Raw genomic sequence first — 20,392 nt, forward strand, 5'->3', positions numbered from 1 at the left:
TGTGTATAGAGCAACTTATCGCTTTCCCGCCATGCTATGGTCCCGCATCAGCTTTCGCCTATCGGTTAGGCGGGTCGTTTCCACTGTTATCTGAGTGGGTAGTGCCTGATTCTACTTCTTACTACGCCCTATCTGGGCGCGCGCCCTTGGTGTTGCAGATCAGCGTGTTTACCAGCTTCAAAATGTCCTTTTCGGAATGGATGTAGCGAAACGGGTTGTAGCGCATACTCTTGGAAAAGTTAATGGTATTCAGCACTTTTACCCGGTAGCCGCACCGCACAAGGAGCTGGCCCACTTCGCCAATCAGACTTCCTTTCGGGTCAGTAATCACGAATGAGGTCGGGTAGTCCTTGGACACGCACTGCATAAGGTTGGGCTTCACAAAGAACCGGGTCTTGCCGCTGCCGGAACCGCCGATCACCAGCACATTTTTGTTCCGGGCGGTCTTGGGGTCTTTGGGCCGGTTGTTCATGGTGAGGCGTTCCGTCTGGGTCAGGAGGATGTTGTTGTCAAACACCGGGTCGATGTACGGGGCTATATCTTTGGGGCCGCCCCAACGGGCGCTGCCGTACTCGACGCCCCGGCGGTATTTCTTGGCGTTCTTGCTTTTGCAGTACACCATCAGCCGCAGTGCCACCGCACCGGCCACGCCCACCGCCAGATCGAACAGGTGGAAGCTGGGGGCGGCGCTTTCAAAGGCAAGGGAAAAGCCGTCCGCAAGGTGCAGCAGCTTTTCCGGCAAATCCGCCCCAGCCGCCAGCCGGTAGGTCTGTCCCAGCTTGCCGAACAGGTAAACAAACAACAGGTAGGGCAGGTTGGCGATTATCAGCTTTTTCATTTCCGGCTTCATCGTGACAGCCCCCTTTCCTTGATTTTCTCCTTGGCCTGCTGGCTGCTTCTGGCCGCCGCCTTTTCTTTCAGGACGGCAAGGGTCTTTCGGATGGAGGGGCGTTCCTGCTGTTTGAGCTTCTTGGCCGTAAACTCCTTAAACGCCTGTTCCAGATTGTCCGCCTGCTTGGATTTGAAGATCACGATATACCGGGGCGGATGGGTAGTGCGGTCTTTCCGCAAGGTAAAATCAATGTCGTATTTCTTGGCGCAGGGCTTAAATAAGCCAATGTTGGCGTCGGTAATCTCAATGTTGGACAGGGCGGAACCGTCCTTTTTGAGCTGCCGCAAGCTCTGCTGGCCGTGATGGGCCTTGCCCGTCCCTTTCTGCCGGGCGGCCAGATATTTTCGGATGGCCGCTTGCAGCACTTGGGCGGTGAGCTTGCCCGTCTTAACCGCTAACGCTATGGTTTTCTGGTCTACTTCTTCCTGCAACTGCTATCCCTCCTTTGGAAAGTCAGCAGGCAGGCGGATGGCTTAAATCCGCACCCGCAGGCCGGAGAGGTCGTCGGCATGGATTCCCACCAGATACCAGTTCTCGGCCATTTCAATGCGGGTCGGCCTCCATCTGCCGCCCACCATCACATCAAAAGTTTCTCCGCAGTGCAGGCCGCCGTAATAGTCCGCAAGGTCAAAGCGGATGTCGTAGCGGTCTGTCTGCTCGTCAAAAATCAAAGCGCCCTGTTTCATAGGGCCGTCCTCCTTTCTCGTCGTCACAAGCTCCATATCGCTTGTTTCCACGCAAGCGTGAAAAGCTCGCTCATTTCGCTGTTTCTCCTCTCCCCACAAAATCACCGATTTTGCGGGGTTCCCCAACTGCCTGTGTTCATGTCATGGGCCACCAGCGCCGTGTAATAGCCGTTGATGGTGCTTGGGGCGTTGAACAGAACCGCCAGCAGGTATTTTTTGATGTTCCGTATTTCCGTGGTGTTTTTGCTGATACAGTCAAAGACAAACTCAATGTGAGAGCTGTCCAGTTTCATCAGCTTGGATTTCACCAGCTCAGCGGGGTAATCGTCCCCGGCAATGCGGATGGTCTTTCGGGCGCTGCATACGGTTTCCACCAGCAAGTCCACGATCTCGTCCAGCATATCCCGGTCAATCCCCTTGGCATACTGGCAAAGGTGTTCATACTCGATGTTGTCCTTGATGATCTCCCGATAAATCTCTACGGCGCTTTGTGATTTCGCTCCCGTTCCTTTCCGTTCCGGCGGCGCAGCCGCTTCTTCCCCCAAAGGAGAGGGAGGGGAAAGGATAGGAATGGAATCGGTATTTGATCCATCCGTAATTGATTTCTCTTTACTTGATCTATCTTTATTTAATTGCGTTGGTTTTTCCTGCGTAGGCTTTTCCTGCGTTGGATTTTCCAATGTAGGTAAATCCGGCACAGGCTGGGGCTGTTCGTAAATGATGTAATCCGCCCCGCGCAGGCGGCCTTGGCTGTCACGCTCACGGGAACGCACGATATAGCCCGCCTGTTCCAGCTCCTTAACCGCCGCCCGGATCGCGTCGATCTGCTCCCGGTTGATACGGGACAAGCCTTTCAGCGTAAAATCCCAATCCTCCGGCAAGGACAGCATTTGCGACAGCAGGCCCTTGGCTTTCAGGGACAAGTCCTTGTTCCGCAGGTGGTGGTTGGACATCACTGTGTAGCCCCGGTTTTTCTCCACTCGAAAAACTGCCATCTCGTCGTCCACTCCTTTCACTTGAAATTTCACCGCGCCGTCAAGGGCGGTGAGCTTGCCCGGCTGGTAGGGACATTCCTCATACACACAAAACTGGTACTTCCAGTGCGGGCGGTAGAAACGGCAGGTGCCGCAGTCCTCCGGCGCTCCGGCCTCGCCGCTGTCAAAATGATCTGCGCCCGGCCTCGTCTGCATGAGCTGTTCAAAGGCCCGGTCACTGCCGGAAGTAAAGTACATAGGCGGTCGCCTCCTTTCTGGTTTTGGGCGCAAAAAAAGCGGCGTCCTGATCTCTCCAAAGGGGAAAAGAGAACGCCGCTGTCTGCGGTGTCGTATTCAATTTTCGATGTGTCACTATTTGGGTGGTGGGCTTCACGGGAGGCAGAAGCGTGTCAAAGCTCAATCCGAAAGTAGTAAATCGGTAGTAAATTCAGTTCTTATATCCCGTGAAATGCCCGTATTCCCGGGCTTTTTGGAGATAATCAGAGTTGTTCTGTGAACAATTGCAGTATCCCCCGTCGCGGGGCAAATAAAATGCCGACGGCCACGGGCACGCCGTATTTGGCATAATTATGAAGGCATTTGCATAATGGGCGCGTTTCGGACATTATACCATGCCGCGCTTTGGAGCGTCAAACAGGCTTTGCAATGCGGGAAAAAGCGTTGTATAATGATTCTATCTGGACGCCGGCGGCCTGCGCCGGTTTCCACAACTGGGAGGGACCATGAAACTGCTTCATATGATGGGCGGCGGCGACGTCGGCGGCGCCAAAACCCATATCATGTCTATTATAACCGCCCTGCGCGGCCGGGGGCACGAGGTGCACCTGGTCTCGTTCCGGGACGGCCCGTTCCCGCAGGAGGCGGCGGCGCGCGGCGTGCCGGTCACGGTGATCGAGCACATGAGCCCGTTCAAGTGCCGCCGCGAGCTGCTGCGCGTGGTCGACGCGTTCCAGCCGGACGTGATCCATTGCCACGGCGCGAAGGCCAACCTCATGGGGGCGATGGCGCGCGCCAAGCGCCAGATCCCGGTCATGACGACCGTGCACTCGGATTACCGGCTCGATTACCTCGGGTCGCCGTTCAAGCAGATGACGCGCGGCACGCTCAATGCGGTGGCGCTGCGTTTCCTGGATTTTTACCAGCCCGTGGCCGACCGGATGGCGCGCACGCTGATTGCGCGCGGCTTTGACCCGGAGCGCATGGTGACGATTTATAACGGCATGGATTTCGACGGCTCGGTCGAAGGGCTGGACCGCGCCGCCTATATCCGTGAAAAGTGGGGTGTGGAAATCGGGCCGGGCGACGTGCTCTGCGGCATCGCCGCGCGCCTGACCGCGGTGAAGGATATCGCGACCACGGTGCGCGCCTTCGCGAAGGCGCTGCAGGAAGCGCCGCAGCTCCGCCTGTTTATCGCGGGCGACGGCGAGGACGAGGACATGCTGCGCAAGCTTGCCAAGCAGCTCGGCGCGGACAGCCGCATCACCTTCTGCGGGTGGGTGACCGACGTGCCGCAGTATTTTGCGTGCATGGATATCAACCTCCTGTCGTCGCTATCGGAAACCTTCCCGTACTCCATCCTGGAGGGCGTGCGGGAGCACTGCGCGACGATCTGCTCGGACGTCGGCGGCATGCCCGACCTGATCGACGCGGGCGAAAACGGCTTCATCTTCCAGCCGGGCGACGACGGCGCGCTCGCAAAATATATGGCGCGCCTGGCAAACGACCCGGAAATGCGCCGCCGCTTTGCCGGGCTGCTCTACGAAAAGGCGTCGCGCGAATTTTCGCTGCAGACCATGTGCGACACGCAGATCCACAATTATGAGCGTGTGCTCGAGTTGTTCCACCAGCCCAAGGCTCGCCGCGCCGGCGTGGTCATCTGCGGCGCGTATGGCAAGGGCAACGCGGGCGACGACGCGATCCTCAAAGCCATCGTGCAGGAGGTGCGCGAGATCGACCCGACGCGGCCGATCTGGGTCATGTCCCGCCGCCCGAAGGAGACGCGCGTCGTCTACCGTACCAACGCCATGTATACCTTTAATGTGCCCGCGGTGCTGCACCGTTTCCGTCGCTCGGCGCTCTATATCAACGGCGGCGGCAGCCTGATGCAGGACGTGACCTCGACCCGTTCGCTGCACTATTACCTGTACACCCTGCGTGCGGCCAAGTCCATGGGCTGCCGCGTCATGATGTACGGCTGCGGCATCGGCCCGATCAACCGCCCCGCAAACCGCCGCGCGGCGGCCAAGGCGATCAACCGCGCGGTTGACCTGATCACGCTGCGCGACGACCTTTCGCGCGGCGAGCTGACGCGCATGGGCATCACGCGGCCGGACATCCGCCTGTCGGCGGACCCGACCATTATCCTGGAGCCCACGCCCCGCGAGACCGTCGACCTGACGCTCGAGGCGCTCGGCATCCCGCCGGAAGGGCGCTACATCGGCTTCGGCCTGCGCAACTGGAAGGGGCTGGACGGCGTGCTCGGCGAAATTGCCGAGGCCGCCGATTACGCCTACGAAAAGCATGGCCTGATCCCGCTTTTCGTGCCGATCGAGTTCCCGAGCGACCTTTACCCCGCCCAGCGCGTGGCCGAAAAGCTGCACTGCCCGCACTACACGATTGATACGCGCCAGCCCATCGAGATGACGATCGGCATCCTGTCGCGGATGCAGGCCGTGGTCGGCATCCGCCTGCATTCGCTGATGTTCTCCGCGGGGCACGGCGTGCCGGTCATCGGTATGTCGTACGATATCAAGGTGGACGGGTTCCTGAAATACATCGGCAGCCGCACCTGCATCCAGCTGACCGATGTGACCGCGGAGGCGATGAAGCCGCTGATCGACGAGTGCGTTTCGGGCGCGCTCGATGCCGAGGTGCAGCGCATGGCGGTGCTGCTGCGCCAGCGGGAGCATGAGAATACGGCGGGCGCGAAGCGGCTGCTCGATCTCGGCACCGTGAAGTAAAAAGAAACAAGAGGACTGGAAAAGATGAAGAACCATATCGTGTGCCTGTCGACCACAAATTACCATCCGTTGCCCACGCGCAAGCAGAACGTCATGAACCGCCTGCGCAATGCAGAAATCCTGTATTTTGACCCGCCGGTATCGGTCATCGCGCCGCTCAAGGACAAGAAGTGCCGCGCGCGCCTGTCCATGCACAGGGCGCCGGGCGAAAAGGTGCAGGACAATATCACGGTCTACGCCCTGCCGCCGGTGCTCCCTTTTTTTAATAAGTTCCGCTGGGTCAACCGGCTGAACCAGAAGCGCCAGGCGCGCTACGTGCGCCGCAAGATGGCGGAACACGGCTTCGGCAACGAGGCCGTCCTGTGGTGCTACTCGCCGTCCTCGGCGGATATCGTGGCGCATGTGCCGCACGGCAAGCTGGTGTACGACTGCGTCGACCGGCACTCGGCCTACAAGGGGCATATTACCCCCGCGGTCGTAGACGGGATGGAGCGCGACCTTGCCACGGCGGCGGATCAGGTCTTTTCCACGGCGGTCGGACTGCATGAGACCCTGCAAAAGCTGAGCCCGGGCGCGCAGATGATCCCGAACGGCGCGGCGTATGAGATTTTTTCCAAGGTACAGGCGGAGCGCGGCAGCCTGCCGTGCCCGGAGCCGATGCGCGGCCTGAAGCACCCGGTATACGGCTTTGTTGGCATGCTGCAGGAGTGTATCGATTACAGCCTGGTGGAAAAGCTCGCCGCGGCACGCCCGGACGCAACGGTCTTTTTGATCGGCCGCACGCTGCCCGGCGTCAATCTCGACCATCTGAAAAAGTATCCGAACATCGTTTTCCACGGCCTGGTGCCGCAGCCGGAGCTGCCGGCCTATATCGCGCAGTTTGACGTCTGCCTCAACGTTTTCCGGGAGGGCGCGCTCAGCCGCGACGTGTCGCCGCTCAAATTTTACGAGTACCTGGCCACGGGCAAGCCGGTGGTGTCGACGCGGGAACCGCTCCAGGTGGAGGATTTTGCCGACGTGGTCTATATCGCGCGCGGCCCGGAAGAGTTTTTGTCCCTTTGCGATGCGGCCGCGTCCGAAAACGACCCCGAAAAGGTGCAAAAGCGCCTGCAGTACGGGGAACAGTGCTCCTGGACGGAGCGCGTGCGCCAGATGGAAGGCGTGCTGTACGCAAACGGCGTTTTGCAGCCGGAGTGAGCGGGCGCCCGTGCGGGAAAAGCGGCGCGGCGCCGGTTCGGCAAAAAGGCGACAAAAAGCCGGGTTTTCGGACAGCGGTTGAACAATTTAAACAATCTTTTGAAAAGAGTGCGTAAACCCTTGCAAGGGTGCCAAAGGTCATATAAAATATAACTGTATTCCCCTCTGGGAAGCAACAACTGTGGGAAGGAAGTGGCGTTGTGGCGCTTTGTGTATTTTTTCTGGCCCCTTGGCAGAAGTGTACCCATGCGCGCCTGCGTAAGCGTCGCTCCAACTATGGCACAAGTATATAAAAAATCAAAGCAGGACGTTTGCAACCAAAATTACGTCCTGCTTTTTTGTTTTCTAGCGCCCCGGATGGGCGGGCGCACGACGGATGGAAGGAGAAAAATATTATGAAGAAGGTATGTATCGTAATGGGTTCGGATTCCGACCTGGGCGTGATGGAGGGCTGCGCTAAGCGTCTTGAAAAGTTCGGCATCCCGTTTGAAGTGCGCGTCATTTCCGCGCACCGCACGCCCGCGGCGGCGGAGCAGCTTGCGAAAAACGCGGCGGCGGACGGCTTCGGCGTGATCATCGCGGCGGCCGGCAAGGCGGCGCACCTCGGCGGCGTACTCGCGGCCTACACGACGCTCCCGGTCATCGGCGTGCCGATCAAGACCTCGATGATGGGCGGGCTGGATAGCCTGCTGTCCATGGTGCAGATGCCCAAGGGCATTCCGGTCGCTTGCGTCGCGGTCGACGGCGCGGACAACGCGGCGATCCTGGCGGCGCAGATGCTGGCGCTGTCCGACGCGGCGCTCGCGGACAAGCTGGCGCAGTTCAAGGCCGATATGGCGGGCGAGGTCGCGGCGAAGGACGAAAAGGTGCGCGCGCAATTCGCGTAAACGGGACAGGCCCCAAAAGTTAAGTTTATATACAATTTTACGCTTTGGAAAAGGAGAAAATACCATGGAGAAGAAAGAACAGCTTTATGAAGGCAAGGCCAAGAAGGTATTCGCGACCGACGACCCGGCGCTCGTGATCGTCGATTACAAGGACGACGCGACCGCATTCAACGGCCAGAAAAAGGGACAGATCGCGGGCAAGGGCGTTATCAACAACGTCATGTCCAACCACATGTTCCAGCTGCTGGAGAAGCAGGGCGTGCCGACCCACTTTGTCGAGCAGCTCTCCGAGCGCGAGACCGTGGTCAAGAAGGTGCAGATCGTACCGCTCGAGGTCATCATCCGCAACATTTCCGCCGGCTCCTTTGCCAAGCGCTACGGCGTAGAGGAAGGCATCGTGTTCGACACGCCGACCATCGAGTTTTCCTATAAGGACGACGACCTGGGCGACCCGCTGATTAACGACTATCATGCGCTCGCGCTGAAGCTCGCCACCCAGGAGGAGATCGACCTGATCAAGTCCATGGCGTTCAAGGTCAACGAGGTCATGAAGGCCTATTTCGACTCCCTCAACGTGATCCTGGTCGATTTCAAGCTGGAGTTCGGCAAGACTGCGGACGGCAAGATCGTCCTGGCGGATGAAATCTCCCCGGATACCTGCCGCCTGTGGGACAAGGATACCAAGGAGAAGCTGGATAAGGACCGTTTCCGTCGCGATATGGGCGGCGTAGAGGACGCTTACCAGGAAATTATGCGCCGCCTGATGGGCAACTAAGCAGGACGGGCACAAAGAAAAGCAACAAGGGGAATGGACAATGCAAAACGTATTTCATTGTCCATTTTCTTATTCCTTACCCTGAACCGAGGTTAGCATGAAATATCGTATCAAGAAATCCCCGCGTACCCCCTGGGACGCGGATGCCATCCATGAGGAATGCGGCGTTTTCGGCATTTCCCTCCCTGCCGGCTCGGAAGCCAGCCCCGCGCACGAGGCGTACGTCGCCCTGTTCGCCCTGCAGCACCGCGGCCAGGAGGCCGCCGGCATCGCGGTGAATAACAAGGGCGTGATCCACTGCCATAAGGACGTCGGCCTGGTAAACGACGTGTTTAACCAGGAGACGCTGGACGCCATGCCGGGGCAGATGGCGGTCGGCCATGTCCGCTACTCGACAACCGGCAAGCAGAGCCGCGAAAACGCGCAGCCCATTGCGATCACCCACGTCAAGGGCAACCTGGCGGTGGCGCATAACGGCAACCTGGTCAACGCAGGCGAGCTGCGCCGCGAAATTGAGCTTGGAGGCGGCATTTTCCGTTCTTCGAACGATTCCGAGGTGCTCGTCTACACCATCGTGCGCGAACGCCTCAAGGTCGGCTCGATCGAGGAGGCGGTCGTGAACACCATGAAGGTGATCAAGGGGGCGTACTCCCTTGTCATCATGTCGCCCCGCAAGCTGCTCGCCGCGCGCGACCCGCACGGCTTCCGCCCGCTCTGCATCGGCAAATCGCCGGAGGGCGCCTATATTTTCGCATCCGAGACCTGCGCGCTCGACGCGCTCGGCGCGGCGTTTGTCCGCGACGTGGAACCCGGCGAGGTCTGCGTGGTCGAGGACGGCAAGCTCAAGAGCCTGCACTGCGGCGTCGAGGCAAAGACCTCGGCCTGCGTATTCGAGTATATCTATTTCGCCCGCCCGGATTCGGTGATCGACGGCGCGAGCGTAGAGCTGGCGCGGCAGGAGGCGGGAAAGTACCTTTCCATCGAGCACCCGGTCGGCGCGGACGTCGTCATCGGCGTGCCGGATTCCGGCATCCCGGCGGCCATCGGCTACGCCAAGTGTTCGGGCATCCCATATGGCGTCGGCCTGATCAAAAACCGGTATATCGGCCGCACCTTCATCCAGCCCGGGCAGGAAAAGCGCGAACGCTCGGTGCGCCTCAAGCTCAACGCGCTGCGCGAGGCGGTCGCGGGCAAGCGCGTCATCATGGTGGACGACTCCATCGTACGCGGCACGACCTGCGCGCGCCTGGTTAAGCTCATCCGCGACGCGGGCGCGAAGGAAGTGCATATGCGTATTTCCGCGCCCCCCTTCCGGCACCCGTGCTTCTTTGGCACCGATATCCCCGAGCGCACGCAGCTCCTCGCGCACGGGCGGACGGTGGAGGAAATGCGCCAGATCATCGGCGTGGACAGCCTCGGCTTCCTGTCGCTCGAGGCGGCGCACAAGATCGCGCTGGGCGCGAAGGTCGGCTTCTGCGACGCATGTTTTTCCGGGAAATACCCGGTGGACGTGCCCGAGCAGGCTGAAAAAAACATGTTTGAAAGTGAATTGCCCAGCCAGGGCTGACCTGCCGGGCGGCACAAGTAAAAATTGGATAAGGAGAACTTATGGGAGGATTTTTCGGCGTAGCCTCGCAACGGGACTGCGTGCTGGATATTTTCTTCGGCGTGGACTATCACTCGCACCTCGGCACGCGCCGCGGCGGTATGCTCATGTACGACCGGGAGCACGGCTTCCAGCGTCAGATTCACAACATTGAAAACACCCCGTTCCGCACCAAGTTTGAAAAGGACTTGCCGGAATTCCAGGGATGCAGCGGCATCGGCTGCATCAGCGATACCGACCCGCAGCCGCTGCTCGTGCGCTCGCACCTGGGGCTGTACGCGCTGACGACGATCGGGATCATCAACAATGCGGAGGAGCTGGTCGGCCGGTATTTTTCCGACCATGGGCACCAGTTTATGGCCATGGGTTCGGGGAAGGTCAACCAGACCGAGCTCGTCGCCGCGCTCATCAACCAGAAGGACGACCTCGTTTCCGGCATCCTGCACGCGCAGGAGATGATCGACGGGTCGATGACCGTGCTGGTGCTGACGCAGGACGGCATCATCGCTGCGCGCGACCGCCTTGGCCGCCTGCCGGTGCTGATCGGCAAAAGCGAGGACGGGTACTGCGTCTCATTCGAGTCCTTCGCCTACCGCAAGCTGGGGTACGAGGACGCGTACGAGCTTGGCCCGCGCGAGATCGTCAAGATGACGGCGGAGGGGTTTGAGACGCTGTCGCCCGCGGGCAAGGAGATGAAAATCTGCGCTTTCCTGTGGACGTATTACGGCTACCCGAACTCCAATTACGAGGGCGTCAACGTCGAGCTGATGCGATACCGCAACGGCCAGATCCTGGCGCGGGAGGACAAGGCGCGCGGCTTTGACAGCGAGCGGCTGGACTATATCGCGGGCGTGCCGGATTCCGGCGTGCCGCACGCGATCGGCTATGCCAACGCGGGCACCGTCCCGTTTGCCCGCCCGTTCATCAAATACACCCCGACCTGGCCGCGCTCCTTCATGCCGACGAACCAGAAGATCCGCAACGAGGTCGCCAAAATGAAGCAGATCCCCGTCCCCGAGCTGATCGAAGGCAAAAAGCTGCTGTTTGTGGACGATTCGATCGTCCGCGGCACGCAGCTCCACGAAACGGTCGACTTCCTGTATGAGTCGGGCGCGGAGGAGGTCCATATGCGTTCGGCCTGCCCGCCGATCATGTACGGCTGCAAGTACTTAAATTTCTCCTCGAGCAATTCCGACATGGAGCTGCTCGCGCGCCGCACCGTGCAGGAGCTGGAGGGCGACGAGGGGCAGGAGCACCTGGACGAATATGCGGACGCGAACACCGAGCGCGGCCAGTGCATGCTCAAGACGATCTGCGAAAAGTTCGGCTTCAGCTCGCTCGGCTACCAGTCGCTGAACGGCCTGCTTGAGGCGATCGGCATGGACCGCGACAAGGTGTGCACCTACTGCTGGAACGGCAAGGGCTGACCACCGCACGGCAGCTTCCCGATACGCATCCCACGCTGCGGGCTTTGCCCGCCTGATATAAACGCGGCCAGCCCCCTTGTGGGCAGCCGGATCCTTAGAAAGTGAGAGTTATAACTATGAATGAAAGCCGTTCTGAAAGCTACAAGGCGGCAGGCGTAGACGTCACCGCCGGTTACGAAGCCGTCAAGCTGATGAAGCCGATGGTCGAAAGCACCTTTACCAAGGGCGTAATGGGTACGCTCGGCGGCTTCGGCGGCCTGTTCCGTCCGGACTTCAAGGGCATGGAAGACCCCATCCTCGTGTCCGGCACCGACGGCGTGGGCACGAAGCTCAAGCTGGCGTTCCTAATGAACAAGCACGACACGGTCGGTATCGACTGCGTGGCGATGTGCGTCAACGATATCGCCTGCTGCGGCGCGCAGCCGCTGTTCTTCCTCGACTATATTGCGGTCGGCAAGAACCACCCGGAAAAGGTCGCGTCCATGGTCGCGGGCATCGCGGAGGGCTGCCGCCAGGCGGGCTGCGCGCTGATCGGCGGCGAGACCGCGGAAATGCCGGGCTTTTACCCGGAGGATGAGTACGATATGGCCGGTTTCTCCGTCGGCATCGTGGACAAGGCCAAGATGATCGACGCTTCCCGCCTCGCGGCGGACGACGTGCTGATCGGCGTCGCGTCCTCCGGCGTGCATTCCAACGGCTATTCCCTGGTGCGCAAGACGCTGGGCATCAACGAAAAGTCGGTCAAGCGCTATATCGACGAGTTCGGCAAGACGCTGGGCGAAGAGCTGCTGACCCCGACCAAGATTTACGTCAAGGCGATCCAGCATGTCGCGGCAAAGGCCGACGTCAAGGCGATCAGCCATATCACGGGCGGCGGCTTTTATGAAAACGTGCCGCGCATGCTGTGCGACGGCCTGCGCGCGGACATCGAAAAGGCCGCGATGCCGGTGCCGCCGATCTTCGGCCTCATCCAGCAGACCGGCAAAATCCCGGAGCGCGACATGTACAATACCTTCAACATGGGCGCGGGCCTCGTCATGGCGGTCGCGAAGGACGACGCGGACAAGGCGCTCGCGGCGATTGCGGAAGCGGGCGAAAAGGGCTATGTGATCGGCGCCTGCGTCGCAGGCGATAAGGGCGTAGAGCTGCGCTAAAGGGTTTGGGCACGCACGGCGTGCAGGAGCAGAAAGCAAAGGAACATCATCATGGTTAAAATTGCAGTCCTGGTTTCCGGCGGCGGCACCAATTTGCAGGCGCTGATTGACGCGGAAGCCGCGGGCAACATCAAAAACGGCGAAATTTGCGCCGTCGTCGCGTCCCGCCCCGACGCTTACGCGATCACGCGCGCGAAGCAGGCATTTATCCCCACATATGTGATGCGCCGCCGCGATTACGGCTCGGCGGAGGCGTACGGCGAGGCGCTCGGCGACCTGCTGGAACAGCTCGGCATCGGGCTGGTCGTGCTGGCGGGCTTTATGACCGTCCTGTCGGACGCGTTCTGCCGCCGGTTCCAGAACCGCATCATCAACGTGCACCCGTCCCTGATCCCGTCCTTCTGCGGCGAGGGCTTCTACGGCCTGCGCGTGCATGAGGCGGCGCTGCAAAAAGGCGTCAAGGTGACCGGCGCAACCGTCCATTTCGTATCAGAGGTCGTGGACGGCGGCGAAATCATCGCACAAAAGGCGGTCGCGGTGCAGCCGGGCGACACCCCAGAGGTTTTGCAGAAGCGCGTCATGCGCGAGGCGGAATGGGTGCTGCTGCCGCGGGCGGTCTCGCAGTTCTGCGAAGGCCGCATCACGGTGCAGGACGGCGTGGTCTATATCGCCGCTGCCGACGACGACGAAAACGAAGGAGAGAACCGATGAAGATTTTAGATATTACGGAAGAGCTGCGCGGCAACGCCTATCCCGGCCGGGGCATCGTGCTTGGCCGCACGGCGGACGACCGGTATGCGGTCGCCGCGTACTTCATTATGGGGCGTTCGGAAAACAGCCGCAACCGCATCTTCTCCGATACGGAGGACGGCATCCGCACCGAGGCGTTCGACCCCTCCAAGATGGTCGACCCGTCGCTCATCATTTACCATCCGGTGCGCCTTTACGACGGCCGCCTGATCGTGACGAACGGCGACCAGACCGATACGGTCTGGGAGGGGATGAAGGCGGGCAAGGCGCCGGAAGAGGCGCTGCGCACGCGCGAGTTTGAGCCGGACGGCCCGAACTACACCCCCCGCATTTCCGGCGTGCTGGAAAAGGACGGCAGCTACCAGCTTTCCATCCTCAAGAGCTTCGACGGCGACCCGTCCTGCTGCAAGCGCTTCTTCTTCGAGTACGACAAGCCGGTCGCGGGGCTTGGCCACTTTATCCACACCTACATGGGAGACGGCGACCCGCTGCCGTCCTTCGAGGGCGAACCCAAGACCGTGCGCATCGAGGGCGATGTAAGCACGTTTGCACGCAGCCTGTGGGACAGCCTGAATGCGGACAATAAGGTTTCGCTCTATGTGTGCTATACCGAGCTTGCCACGGGCAGGCAGTCCAGGGTCGTCTGGAACAAGAACCACTAACGCCGAAAGGAGCCTTGTCATGCAGGAATTAGAGTTAAAATACGGCTGTAACCCGAACCAGAAGCCCGCGCGCATTTTTATGAGCGAAGGCGAGCTGCCGATCGAAGTGCTGAACGGCCGTCCGGGCTACATCAACTTCTGCGACGCGTTTAACGCGTGGCAGCTTGTCAAAGCCCTGAAGAAGGCGACCGGCCTGCCGGCCGCAGCCTCCTTCAAGCATGTGTCCCCCGCGGGCGCGGCGCTGGGCAAGCCGCTGACCGATACGGAAAAGCAGATTTATTTCGTCGAGGACGGCCGCGAACTGTCGCCGATCGCCTGCGCGTATATCCGCGCGCGCGGCGCCGACCGCCTGTGCTCTTACGGCGACTGGGCGGCGCTTTCGGACGAGTGCGACGCGGATACCGCAAGATACCTCGCGAGCGAGGTGTCCGACGGCATTATCGCCCCCTCCTACTCGGCGGAGGCGCTCGAAATCCTCAAAACAAAGCGCAAGGGCGGCTATAACGTCGTCAAGATCGACCCGGGCTATACCCCGAAGCCGATCGAGCAGCGCGACATTTTCGGCGTGACCTTCGAGCAGGGCTACAACGATTACGAGATTTCCGAAAGCCTGCTGCACAATATCGTGACCGAAAACAAGGAACTGCCCGAGGCCGCGCGCCACGATATGATCCTGGCGCTCATCACGCTCAAGTACACGCAGTCCAACTCGGTCTGCTATGTCAAGGACGGCCAGACGATCGGCGTCGGCGCAGGCCAGCAGAGCCGTATCCACTGCACCCGCCTCGCGGGGCAGAAGGCGGACGGCTGGTTCCTGCGGCAGCATCCCAAGGTCCTGGCGCTGCAGTTTAAGGACGGCATCCGCCGCCCCGACCGCGACAACGCGATCGACGTCTACATCTCCGACGAGTACGAGGACGTGCTGGCCGAGGGCGTTTGGCAGAATACCTTCAAGGCCAAGCCGCCCGTGCTGACGCGCGAGGAGCGCCTCGACTGGATCAAGAAAAACACGGGCGTGACCGTCGGTTCGGATGCGTTTTTCCCGTTCGGCGACAATGTCGAGCGCGCGCGCAAGTCCGGCGTGCAGTACATCGTACAGCCGGGCGGATCCATCCGCGACGACAACGTCATTGAAACGGCAAACAAGTACGGCATTGTAATGGCGTTTACCGGCATGCGCCTGTTCCACCATTGAGCCGCGCCGCCGCGCGTACGGAAAAGCGATGAAACAGGACAGGAAAGGTTCAGCCCGCGTGGGCAGGGCGATCCTGCTTCTGCTGGCCGGCACGCTGGTGCCCCTGGCGGGCAGCGCGCTGTCCTCGCTGTTTGCGCCCGCGGCCATCGGCGCGGTCTCGCTCGCGGGATACCTGCTGACGATCGCGGGCAGCGCGCTGCTGCTGCCGGACAGCCGGTGGTTTGCGGTGTCCATCATGTGCGCGATGTTCGGCGTGGTGGCGGACGGGCTGCCGCTGCTGTATGACGGCGTGTCGGGCATGATGCTCTATGTGCTGACCGCGCTGGCGATGGCGCTGTGCTACGCCGCGGTGTACGGCGGCGTGGACGGGCTGCTGGCAATGGCTGGCGCATCCGCCGGGGAGCGCCGGCTGGGGCTGTGGTGGATCGCCTGCTTTGCGGCGGGGGAAACGCTGATGTTCGTATGCCTCTATGTCCTGCCGCGCATGCCGTCTTCCGTCATGGCGCAGATGCTGGGCACAGTGGCCGCTTTTGCCTGCACGGTGTGCGCGCTCATCTATCAGGTGCGTTATCTGCTGATGGCGCGCAGGCGTTTGGGCTGAAACGTAAGGAAGAGGGAATCGAAATGAAAGTATTGGTAATCGGCGGCGGCGGGCGTGAACACGCGATCTGCCACACGCTGAAGAAGAGTCCCAAGGTGGACAAGCTGTGGTGCGCGCCGGGTAACGGCGGCATCGCGCAGGCCGCGGAGTGCGTCCCGATCAAGGCGACCGATATCGACGGCGTCCTGGCGTTCTGCCGCGAAAACGCGCCCGACCTTGTCATGGTCGCGCCGGACGACCCGCTCGCGCTCGGCATGGTCGACGCGCTGGAGGAGGCGGGCTTCCGCGCCTTTGGCCCGCGCAAAAACGCGGCCGTAATTGAAGGCTCCAAATCCTTTGCCAAGGATTTGATGCAAAAATACAACATCCCGACAGCCGGGTATGCGGTGTTTGAAAGCTCCGACGAGGCGGTGGCCTATATCCGGGAGCAGGGCGCGCCGATCGTCGTCAAGGCGGACGGCCTGGCGCTCGGCAAGGGCGTGACCGTGGCCATGACCGTGGACGAGGCGGTCGCCGCGGTGCGCGACGCGATCGACGGCGGCGCGTTCGGCGGCGCGGGCGCGCGCGTGGTCATTGAGGAATACCTGACCGGCCCGGAGGTTTCGGTGCTCGCGTTCGTGGACGGCAAGACGCTCAAGACGATGCCGTCCGCGCAGGATCATAAGCGCGCCTACGACCACGACGAAGGCCCGAACACGGGCGGCATGGGCGCGTTTTCGCCTTCCCGTTTTTACACGGAAGAAATTGCGCAGCAGTGCATGGAGACGATCTTCAAGCCGACGGTCGCGGCCATGGCGCAGGAAGGCCGCCCCTTTAAGGGCGTGCTGTACTTCGGCCTGATGTTGACGCCCAAGGGTCCCCGCGTCATCGAATACAACGCGCGCTTCGGCGACCCGGAGACCCAGGCGGTGCTGTGCCGCCTCGAGACCGACCTGTTCGATATCTTTAACGCGGTCATCGACGGAAAGCTCGACGAGATCGAGGTCAAGTGGGCGGATAACGCGGCCTGCTGCGTGGTCATGGCGTCCGGCGGCTATCCCAAGGCCTATGAAAAGGGCAAGGAGATCACCGGGCTGGACACGGTGCAGGATGCGATCGTCTTCCATGCGGGTACCGCCGCGCAGGGCGGCAAGCTCGTGACGGACGGCGGCCGCGTGCTCGGCGTGACGGCGACCGCGCCCACGCTGGACGAGGCGATCCGCAAGGCGTATGCCGACGTGCGGAAAATCCATTTCGACCAGGCGCATTTCCGCACCGACATCGGGGTAAAATAAGAATAAAAGGCAGGGAATACCGTGGAACAGGAAAAGCAGTTACAATTATTAGGCTGTATGGCCGACGTGCTCAAGGAAAACGGCTACCGGTCTGAAGTCGTGAAGTCGGACGACCCCGCGCACCCGTCCATCCTGCGGGTGGAGACCACGCGCAACGGCAAGGTTATGCAGGAGGTCATGGTCGAGATGTGCTTCATCCCGATCCCGCTGCCGGGCGAGGACGTGGCGCTGATGCAGTTTTACGCGACGCTGTTTACCGGCCTGCCGCAGGAGCAGGCGCGGGAAGTCAAGAAATGCTGCGAATATTGCAACGATTATTGCGCGCTCGGCGCGTTCGGGTATTTCGCACCGGCCGGCCAGCTTTACCTCAAGCACAACACGCTGCTGCGTGTGACGGACGAGCTGGAAAAGGCGGTCACCTTTATGGCGGACAACCTTTCGCTGGTGCTGGCAAGCGTCACCCGCTTCATTGATGCGTTCGCCGCCGTGGCGAACGGCGTCATGGATGTGGACGCGGCGGTTGAGCAGGAACTGCTGCCCAAAATGTAAAAAAAGGCCTTCCCCGGGAAACCGGGGAAGGCCTTTTTTCAGCGCTCTGTGTGGTTGTAGGGGTTAAAATCGCTTGCGTCGGCGAGGGACTCGACCGCGTGCTCGATCCGGCTCTTGGCTTCCTCACCCGTGGGGGAGGAACGGATATAGTCGAGCAGCGCCTGCTGGCGGGCGCCGTCCATGGAGAAGAAACCGTCCATGGCGCGCGTGTTGTGCGCCATCTGCATCATCAGCCCGACCGGCATTTCCTCCATCGGGCGCCCGTTGTTTGTCGGCATATTTTTTGCTCCTTTCCAAATACATAGGCTGTCTATAGTATCGTCCGTCCTCGCCTATACAATACATGGTTTCCTTTGCGGGCGCAGTATGATATACTGTTAATAAACAACCGGGTTTCGGCCCTAAAGGGAGAGACGCTGTCCATGAATCGCTGTAAAACCTGTTTCCTGACAATCGGCCTGCTGATGGCCATCCTGGTGGAAGGCTGTGCACAGCCCAAAACGGAACAAGCGCTGGCGGATGTGCCGCAAAAGGCGCCCGAAGTGATTACGGAGGAGCCGGAAAAGCAGCCGGAAGCGGAAAAAGAGGGCGTGGAGCAGTTTGAGCTGAAGGACGATACGGACGGCGCGGTCCTGCTCCAGGTTGAGGTGCATAAGCCGCAGCTTGCGGAATATGTGGATAAGGGCGCGTATTCCAACATCAAGAAATATTACGATAACCTTTATGCCAAGGAGCGGACCTGGTGGAAGGGCGAGTTGGCCTCGTTTGCGCAGGAGGACCGCGAGGCGAGGCAGCAGGACGGCGGCGGGTTTGAGCCATACCAAGTACGTGAGAACTACGAGGTCACCTGCAATAACGATGAATTCCTGTCCGTCCGGCGCACTTCGGATACGTATACCGGCGGCGCGCACGGCAACCAGACGGTCATGGGCGAGACCTTCCGCAAGGGGGACGGCAGCCAGGTGATGCTGGGCGACCTGTTTACGGGGGAAGGCTATCAGGAGACGCTGTTTGACATCGTGCGCGGGCAGATGGACGCGCGCGGGCCGTACAGCCAGACGGGCTATTATGAAAACGCGGACCAGCTCGTGGCCGATACGTTTGACCCGGCGGCGTTTTATGTCACCGGCGACCCTGCGCTTGTATTGGCCTACGCCACCTATACGCTCGCGCCGTATGCCGCGGGGCCGCAGGAGTTCACCATCCCGTTTTCCGAGCTGGCCGATATTTTAAAACCAGAATATATTGAAGGATAAGCAGATGGAATTAATTAAAAACAAGGTTTACCGGGCGGAACTGGTGGATTATACCGCGGATGGCGCGGCGGTTGCGCGGATCGGCGGGATCGCGGTGTTTGTGCCGGGCGGCGCGGTCGGCGATCAGTGCGATATCCGGATCGTCAAGGTCAACCGCCGGATGGCGTTCGGCAGGATCGAGCAGGTCGTCGTGCGCTCCAAGAGCCGGGTCGAGCCGGCGTGCCCGCATGCGGGCGTGTGCGGCGGTTGCTGCTGGCAGCATATTTCGTATGAAGAGGAACTGCGCGCCAAGCGCAAAAAGGTGGAAGACGCGCTGCAGCGCATCGGCGGGCTGCAACTGAAAGCGGAAGCCGTCGTCGGCGCGCCTTCGGCCATGCATTACCGCAATAAGGCGCAATATCCGGTCGGCCAGGGGGAAAACGGCGCGGTTACCGGGTTTTACCGCGCGCGCAGCCATGAGATTGTCCCGATTACGCATTGCGGGATCCAATCGGAAAAGGCGGATCAGGCCGCCGCGCTCGTGCGGCGCTGGATGGACGAAAACCATGTGCCCGCCTATGACGAGGCCTCCGGTAAAGGCGTTGTGCGCCACGTATATGTCCGTGTGGGCGACGCAAGCGGGCAGGCCCATGTCTGTATTGTCGCGGCGGCGGGCAAGCTGCCCGCACAGGCGGCGCTGGTGTCCCTGCTGACGGAGCAGATACCGTCGCTCGTCGGTATCGTCCTCAATATCAACCGCAAGCCCGGCAACGCCATCTTGGGCAAAAAGACGGTTACCCTGTGGGGCGAACCCACGCTGGAGGATATCCTGTGCGGCAATGTATTCCGGCTATCCCCGCAGTCGTTTTATCAGGTCAACCACGCGCAGGCGGAGCGGCTCTATGCATGCGCGCTCGAGTATGCGGCGCTGGACGGTGCGCAGACCGTCGTCGAGCTTTACTGCGGCGCAGGCACCATCACGCTTGCGATGGCGCGCCGCGCCGCGCGGGTGATTGGCGTGGAGGTCGTCCCCGAAGCCGTGGAGAACGCGCGGGAAAACGCGGGGCGCAACGGCCTGGACAATGTGGAATTTATTTGCGCAGACGCCGGGCAGTCGGCCGGGATGCTCGCGCAGCAGGGGATCACACCGGATGTGGTGGTGGTCGACCCGCCGCGCAAGGGGCTGGACGATACGGCAATCGGGGCGATCGGCCTGCTGGCGGCGGCGCGCGTGGTTTATGTTTCCTGCGACCCGGCGACGCTTGCGCGCGACATCAAGCTTTTAGAGGCGCAGGGGTATACCGCGGCACGGTGCCGCGTGTTTGATTTGTTCCCGCGGACGGCGCATGTGGAGACGGTCGCGCTGCTCACACGGAAAAAGTAAGAACGCGCCGGTTTTAACGGACGGAGGCGGGGAACCCCCGCGGGATGCCCGGTGTCTGCGCCGGCCGCGCAGATGGGACAAACCGCAAGGGGATTCCATCCCCGCGATCCATAGGAAAAGGGACGCCCTTTAAGGGCGTCCCTTTTCCTATTCAGTGACTGTG

The 20,392-nt window shown here is 61.0% G+C and carries 19 protein-coding genes and 1 pseudogene; 15 read left to right on the forward strand and 5 right to left on the reverse strand.

Features of this window, described 5'->3' with window-relative positions; translation table 11 throughout:
* Window positions 1–142: 142 nt before the first annotated feature.
* The 4 genes and pseudogenes from CZ203_RS07930 to CZ203_RS07945 form a co-directional block, all read right to left on the reverse strand.
* Window positions 143–850 (reverse strand): annotated as a pseudogene (locus tag CZ203_RS07930) (type IV secretory system conjugative DNA transfer family protein); the annotation flags it as partial.
* Window positions 847–1,323 (reverse strand): PcfB family protein, encoded by a 477-nt coding sequence (locus tag CZ203_RS07935; protein ID WP_003509387.1) that lies wholly within the window; start codon window positions 1,321–1,323, stop codon window positions 847–849. The gene CZ203_RS07935 and the pseudogene CZ203_RS07930, both read right to left, overlap by 4 nt.
* Window positions 1,324–1,365: 42 nt before the next feature.
* Window positions 1,366–1,578, reverse strand: a complete 213-nt coding sequence (locus CZ203_RS07940; protein WP_003819042.1) for a DUF5348 domain-containing protein — start codon at window positions 1,576–1,578, stop codon at window positions 1,366–1,368.
* Between the two features lie 101 nt (window positions 1,579–1,679).
* A complete protein-coding gene (locus tag CZ203_RS07945) occupies window positions 1,680–2,810 on the reverse strand; it encodes a DUF6017 domain-containing protein (RefSeq protein WP_087065591.1) in 1,131 nt (376 codons plus the stop codon).
* Between the two features lie 485 nt (window positions 2,811–3,295).
* On the opposite strand from CZ203_RS07945, the gene csaB reads away from it, so the two are divergent.
* From csaB to CZ203_RS08010, 13 genes are all read left to right on the forward strand, one after another.
* Window positions 3,296–5,533, forward strand: a complete 2,238-nt coding sequence (gene csaB / locus CZ203_RS07950; RefSeq protein ID WP_087065592.1) for a polysaccharide pyruvyl transferase CsaB — start codon at window positions 3,296–3,298, stop codon at window positions 5,531–5,533.
* Between the two features lie 24 nt (window positions 5,534–5,557).
* On the forward strand, window positions 5,558–6,730 hold the full coding sequence (locus CZ203_RS07955) for a glycosyltransferase (RefSeq protein ID WP_087065593.1): 1,173 nt from the start codon (window positions 5,558–5,560) through the stop codon (window positions 6,728–6,730).
* A gap of 395 nt (window positions 6,731–7,125) precedes the next feature.
* Window positions 7,126–7,617 carry a 5-(carboxyamino)imidazole ribonucleotide mutase gene (gene purE / locus CZ203_RS07960; RefSeq protein ID WP_200809458.1) on the forward strand — a complete coding sequence of 164 codons (492 nt, stop codon included), beginning with the start codon at window positions 7,126–7,128 and terminating at the stop codon, window positions 7,615–7,617.
* Between the two features lie 64 nt (window positions 7,618–7,681).
* Window positions 7,682–8,392 carry a phosphoribosylaminoimidazolesuccinocarboxamide synthase gene (purC, locus tag CZ203_RS07965; protein ID WP_087065594.1) on the forward strand — a complete coding sequence of 237 codons (711 nt, stop codon included), beginning with the start codon at window positions 7,682–7,684 and terminating at the stop codon, window positions 8,390–8,392.
* Window positions 8,393–8,489: 97 nt separating this feature from the next.
* Window positions 8,490–9,959, forward strand: a complete 1,470-nt coding sequence (gene purF, locus CZ203_RS07970; protein ID WP_087065595.1) for an amidophosphoribosyltransferase — start codon at window positions 8,490–8,492, stop codon at window positions 9,957–9,959.
* 41 nt (window positions 9,960–10,000) lie between these two features.
* Window positions 10,001–11,425, forward strand: coding sequence for an amidophosphoribosyltransferase (locus CZ203_RS07975; RefSeq protein WP_087065596.1), 1,425 nt, complete (start codon window positions 10,001–10,003; stop codon window positions 11,423–11,425).
* Window positions 11,426–11,541: 116 nt separating this feature from the next.
* A complete protein-coding gene (gene purM, locus CZ203_RS07980; RefSeq protein WP_087065597.1) occupies window positions 11,542–12,579 on the forward strand; it encodes a phosphoribosylformylglycinamidine cyclo-ligase in 1,038 nt (345 codons plus the stop codon).
* Between the two features lie 51 nt (window positions 12,580–12,630).
* Window positions 12,631–13,290 carry a phosphoribosylglycinamide formyltransferase gene (gene purN / locus CZ203_RS07985; RefSeq protein WP_087065598.1) on the forward strand — a complete coding sequence of 220 codons (660 nt, stop codon included), beginning with the start codon at window positions 12,631–12,633 and terminating at the stop codon, window positions 13,288–13,290.
* A complete protein-coding gene (locus tag CZ203_RS07990) occupies window positions 13,287–13,991 on the forward strand; it encodes an IMP cyclohydrolase (RefSeq protein ID WP_087065599.1) in 705 nt (234 codons plus the stop codon). The genes purN and CZ203_RS07990 overlap by 4 nt, the downstream gene beginning before the upstream one ends.
* A 19-nt stretch (window positions 13,992–14,010) precedes the next feature.
* On the forward strand, window positions 14,011–15,186 hold the full coding sequence (locus tag CZ203_RS07995) for a phosphoribosylaminoimidazolecarboxamide formyltransferase (protein ID WP_087065600.1): 1,176 nt from the start codon (window positions 14,011–14,013) through the stop codon (window positions 15,184–15,186).
* Window positions 15,187–15,214: 28 nt separating this feature from the next.
* Entirely contained in the window at window positions 15,215–15,787 is a 573-nt protein-coding gene (locus tag CZ203_RS08000) for a hypothetical protein (protein ID WP_207651264.1), read from the forward strand.
* A 23-nt stretch (window positions 15,788–15,810) separates the two neighbouring features.
* Window positions 15,811–17,061: a phosphoribosylamine--glycine ligase gene (purD, locus tag CZ203_RS08005; RefSeq protein ID WP_087065602.1), complete on the forward strand. Its 1,251-nt coding sequence runs from the start codon at window positions 15,811–15,813 to the stop codon at window positions 17,059–17,061.
* A 21-nt stretch (window positions 17,062–17,082) separates the two neighbouring features.
* On the forward strand, window positions 17,083–17,610 hold the full coding sequence (locus tag CZ203_RS08010) for a hypothetical protein (RefSeq protein ID WP_143436178.1): 528 nt from the start codon (window positions 17,083–17,085) through the stop codon (window positions 17,608–17,610).
* Between the two features lie 38 nt (window positions 17,611–17,648).
* Here the strand turns inward: CZ203_RS08010 and CZ203_RS08015 are convergent, their stop codons facing one another.
* On the reverse strand, window positions 17,649–17,888 hold the full coding sequence (locus tag CZ203_RS08015) for a hypothetical protein (protein ID WP_087065604.1): 240 nt from the start codon (window positions 17,886–17,888) through the stop codon (window positions 17,649–17,651).
* Between the two features lie 144 nt (window positions 17,889–18,032).
* On the opposite strand from CZ203_RS08015, the gene CZ203_RS08020 reads away from it, so the two are divergent.
* Window positions 18,033–18,866, forward strand: a complete 834-nt coding sequence (locus tag CZ203_RS08020) for a DUF3298 and DUF4163 domain-containing protein (RefSeq protein WP_087065605.1) — start codon at window positions 18,033–18,035, stop codon at window positions 18,864–18,866.
* Between the two features lie 4 nt (window positions 18,867–18,870).
* Window positions 18,871–20,229: a 23S rRNA (uracil(1939)-C(5))-methyltransferase RlmD gene (gene rlmD, locus CZ203_RS08025; protein WP_087065606.1), complete on the forward strand. Its 1,359-nt coding sequence runs from the start codon at window positions 18,871–18,873 to the stop codon at window positions 20,227–20,229.
* The last annotated feature ends 163 nt before the right edge of the window (window positions 20,230–20,392 follow it).

This window comes from Intestinibacillus massiliensis (genome assembly GCF_900155735.1).
Taxonomy (GTDB): Bacteria; Bacillota; Clostridia; order Oscillospirales; family Butyricicoccaceae; genus Intestinibacillus; species Intestinibacillus massiliensis.

Coding starts and splice junctions, on each gene's coding strand:
- CZ203_RS07995 (WP_087065600.1), top strand. CDS start 14,011: ATGCAGGAATTAGAGTTAAAATACGGCTGTAACCCGAACCAGAAGCCC.
- rlmD (WP_087065606.1), top strand. CDS start 18,871: ATGGAATTAATTAAAAACAAGGTTTACCGGGCGGAACTGGTGGATTAT.
- CZ203_RS08015 (WP_087065604.1), bottom strand. CDS start 17,888: ATGCCGACAAACAACGGGCGCCCGATGGAGGAAATGCCGGTCGGGCTG.
- CZ203_RS07945 (WP_087065591.1), bottom strand. CDS start 2,810: ATGTACTTTACTTCCGGCAGTGACCGGGCCTTTGAACAGCTCATGCAG.
- CZ203_RS08000 (WP_207651264.1), top strand. CDS start 15,215: ATGAAACAGGACAGGAAAGGTTCAGCCCGCGTGGGCAGGGCGATCCTG.
- CZ203_RS07955 (WP_087065593.1), top strand. CDS start 5,558: ATGAAGAACCATATCGTGTGCCTGTCGACCACAAATTACCATCCGTTG.
- CZ203_RS08020 (WP_087065605.1), top strand. CDS start 18,033: ATGAATCGCTGTAAAACCTGTTTCCTGACAATCGGCCTGCTGATGGCC.
- CZ203_RS07940 (WP_003819042.1), bottom strand. CDS start 1,578: ATGAAACAGGGCGCTTTGATTTTTGACGAGCAGACAGACCGCTACGAC.
- purF (WP_087065595.1), top strand. CDS start 8,490: ATGAAATATCGTATCAAGAAATCCCCGCGTACCCCCTGGGACGCGGAT.
- purM (WP_087065597.1), top strand. CDS start 11,542: ATGAATGAAAGCCGTTCTGAAAGCTACAAGGCGGCAGGCGTAGACGTC.
- purC (WP_087065594.1), top strand. CDS start 7,682: ATGGAGAAGAAAGAACAGCTTTATGAAGGCAAGGCCAAGAAGGTATTC.
- csaB (WP_087065592.1), top strand. CDS start 3,296: ATGAAACTGCTTCATATGATGGGCGGCGGCGACGTCGGCGGCGCCAAA.
- CZ203_RS07975 (WP_087065596.1), top strand. CDS start 10,001: ATGGGAGGATTTTTCGGCGTAGCCTCGCAACGGGACTGCGTGCTGGAT.
- CZ203_RS07990 (WP_087065599.1), top strand. CDS start 13,287: ATGAAGATTTTAGATATTACGGAAGAGCTGCGCGGCAACGCCTATCCC.
- purN (WP_087065598.1), top strand. CDS start 12,631: ATGGTTAAAATTGCAGTCCTGGTTTCCGGCGGCGGCACCAATTTGCAG.
- purE (WP_200809458.1), top strand. CDS start 7,126: ATGAAGAAGGTATGTATCGTAATGGGTTCGGATTCCGACCTGGGCGTG.
- purD (WP_087065602.1), top strand. CDS start 15,811: ATGAAAGTATTGGTAATCGGCGGCGGCGGGCGTGAACACGCGATCTGC.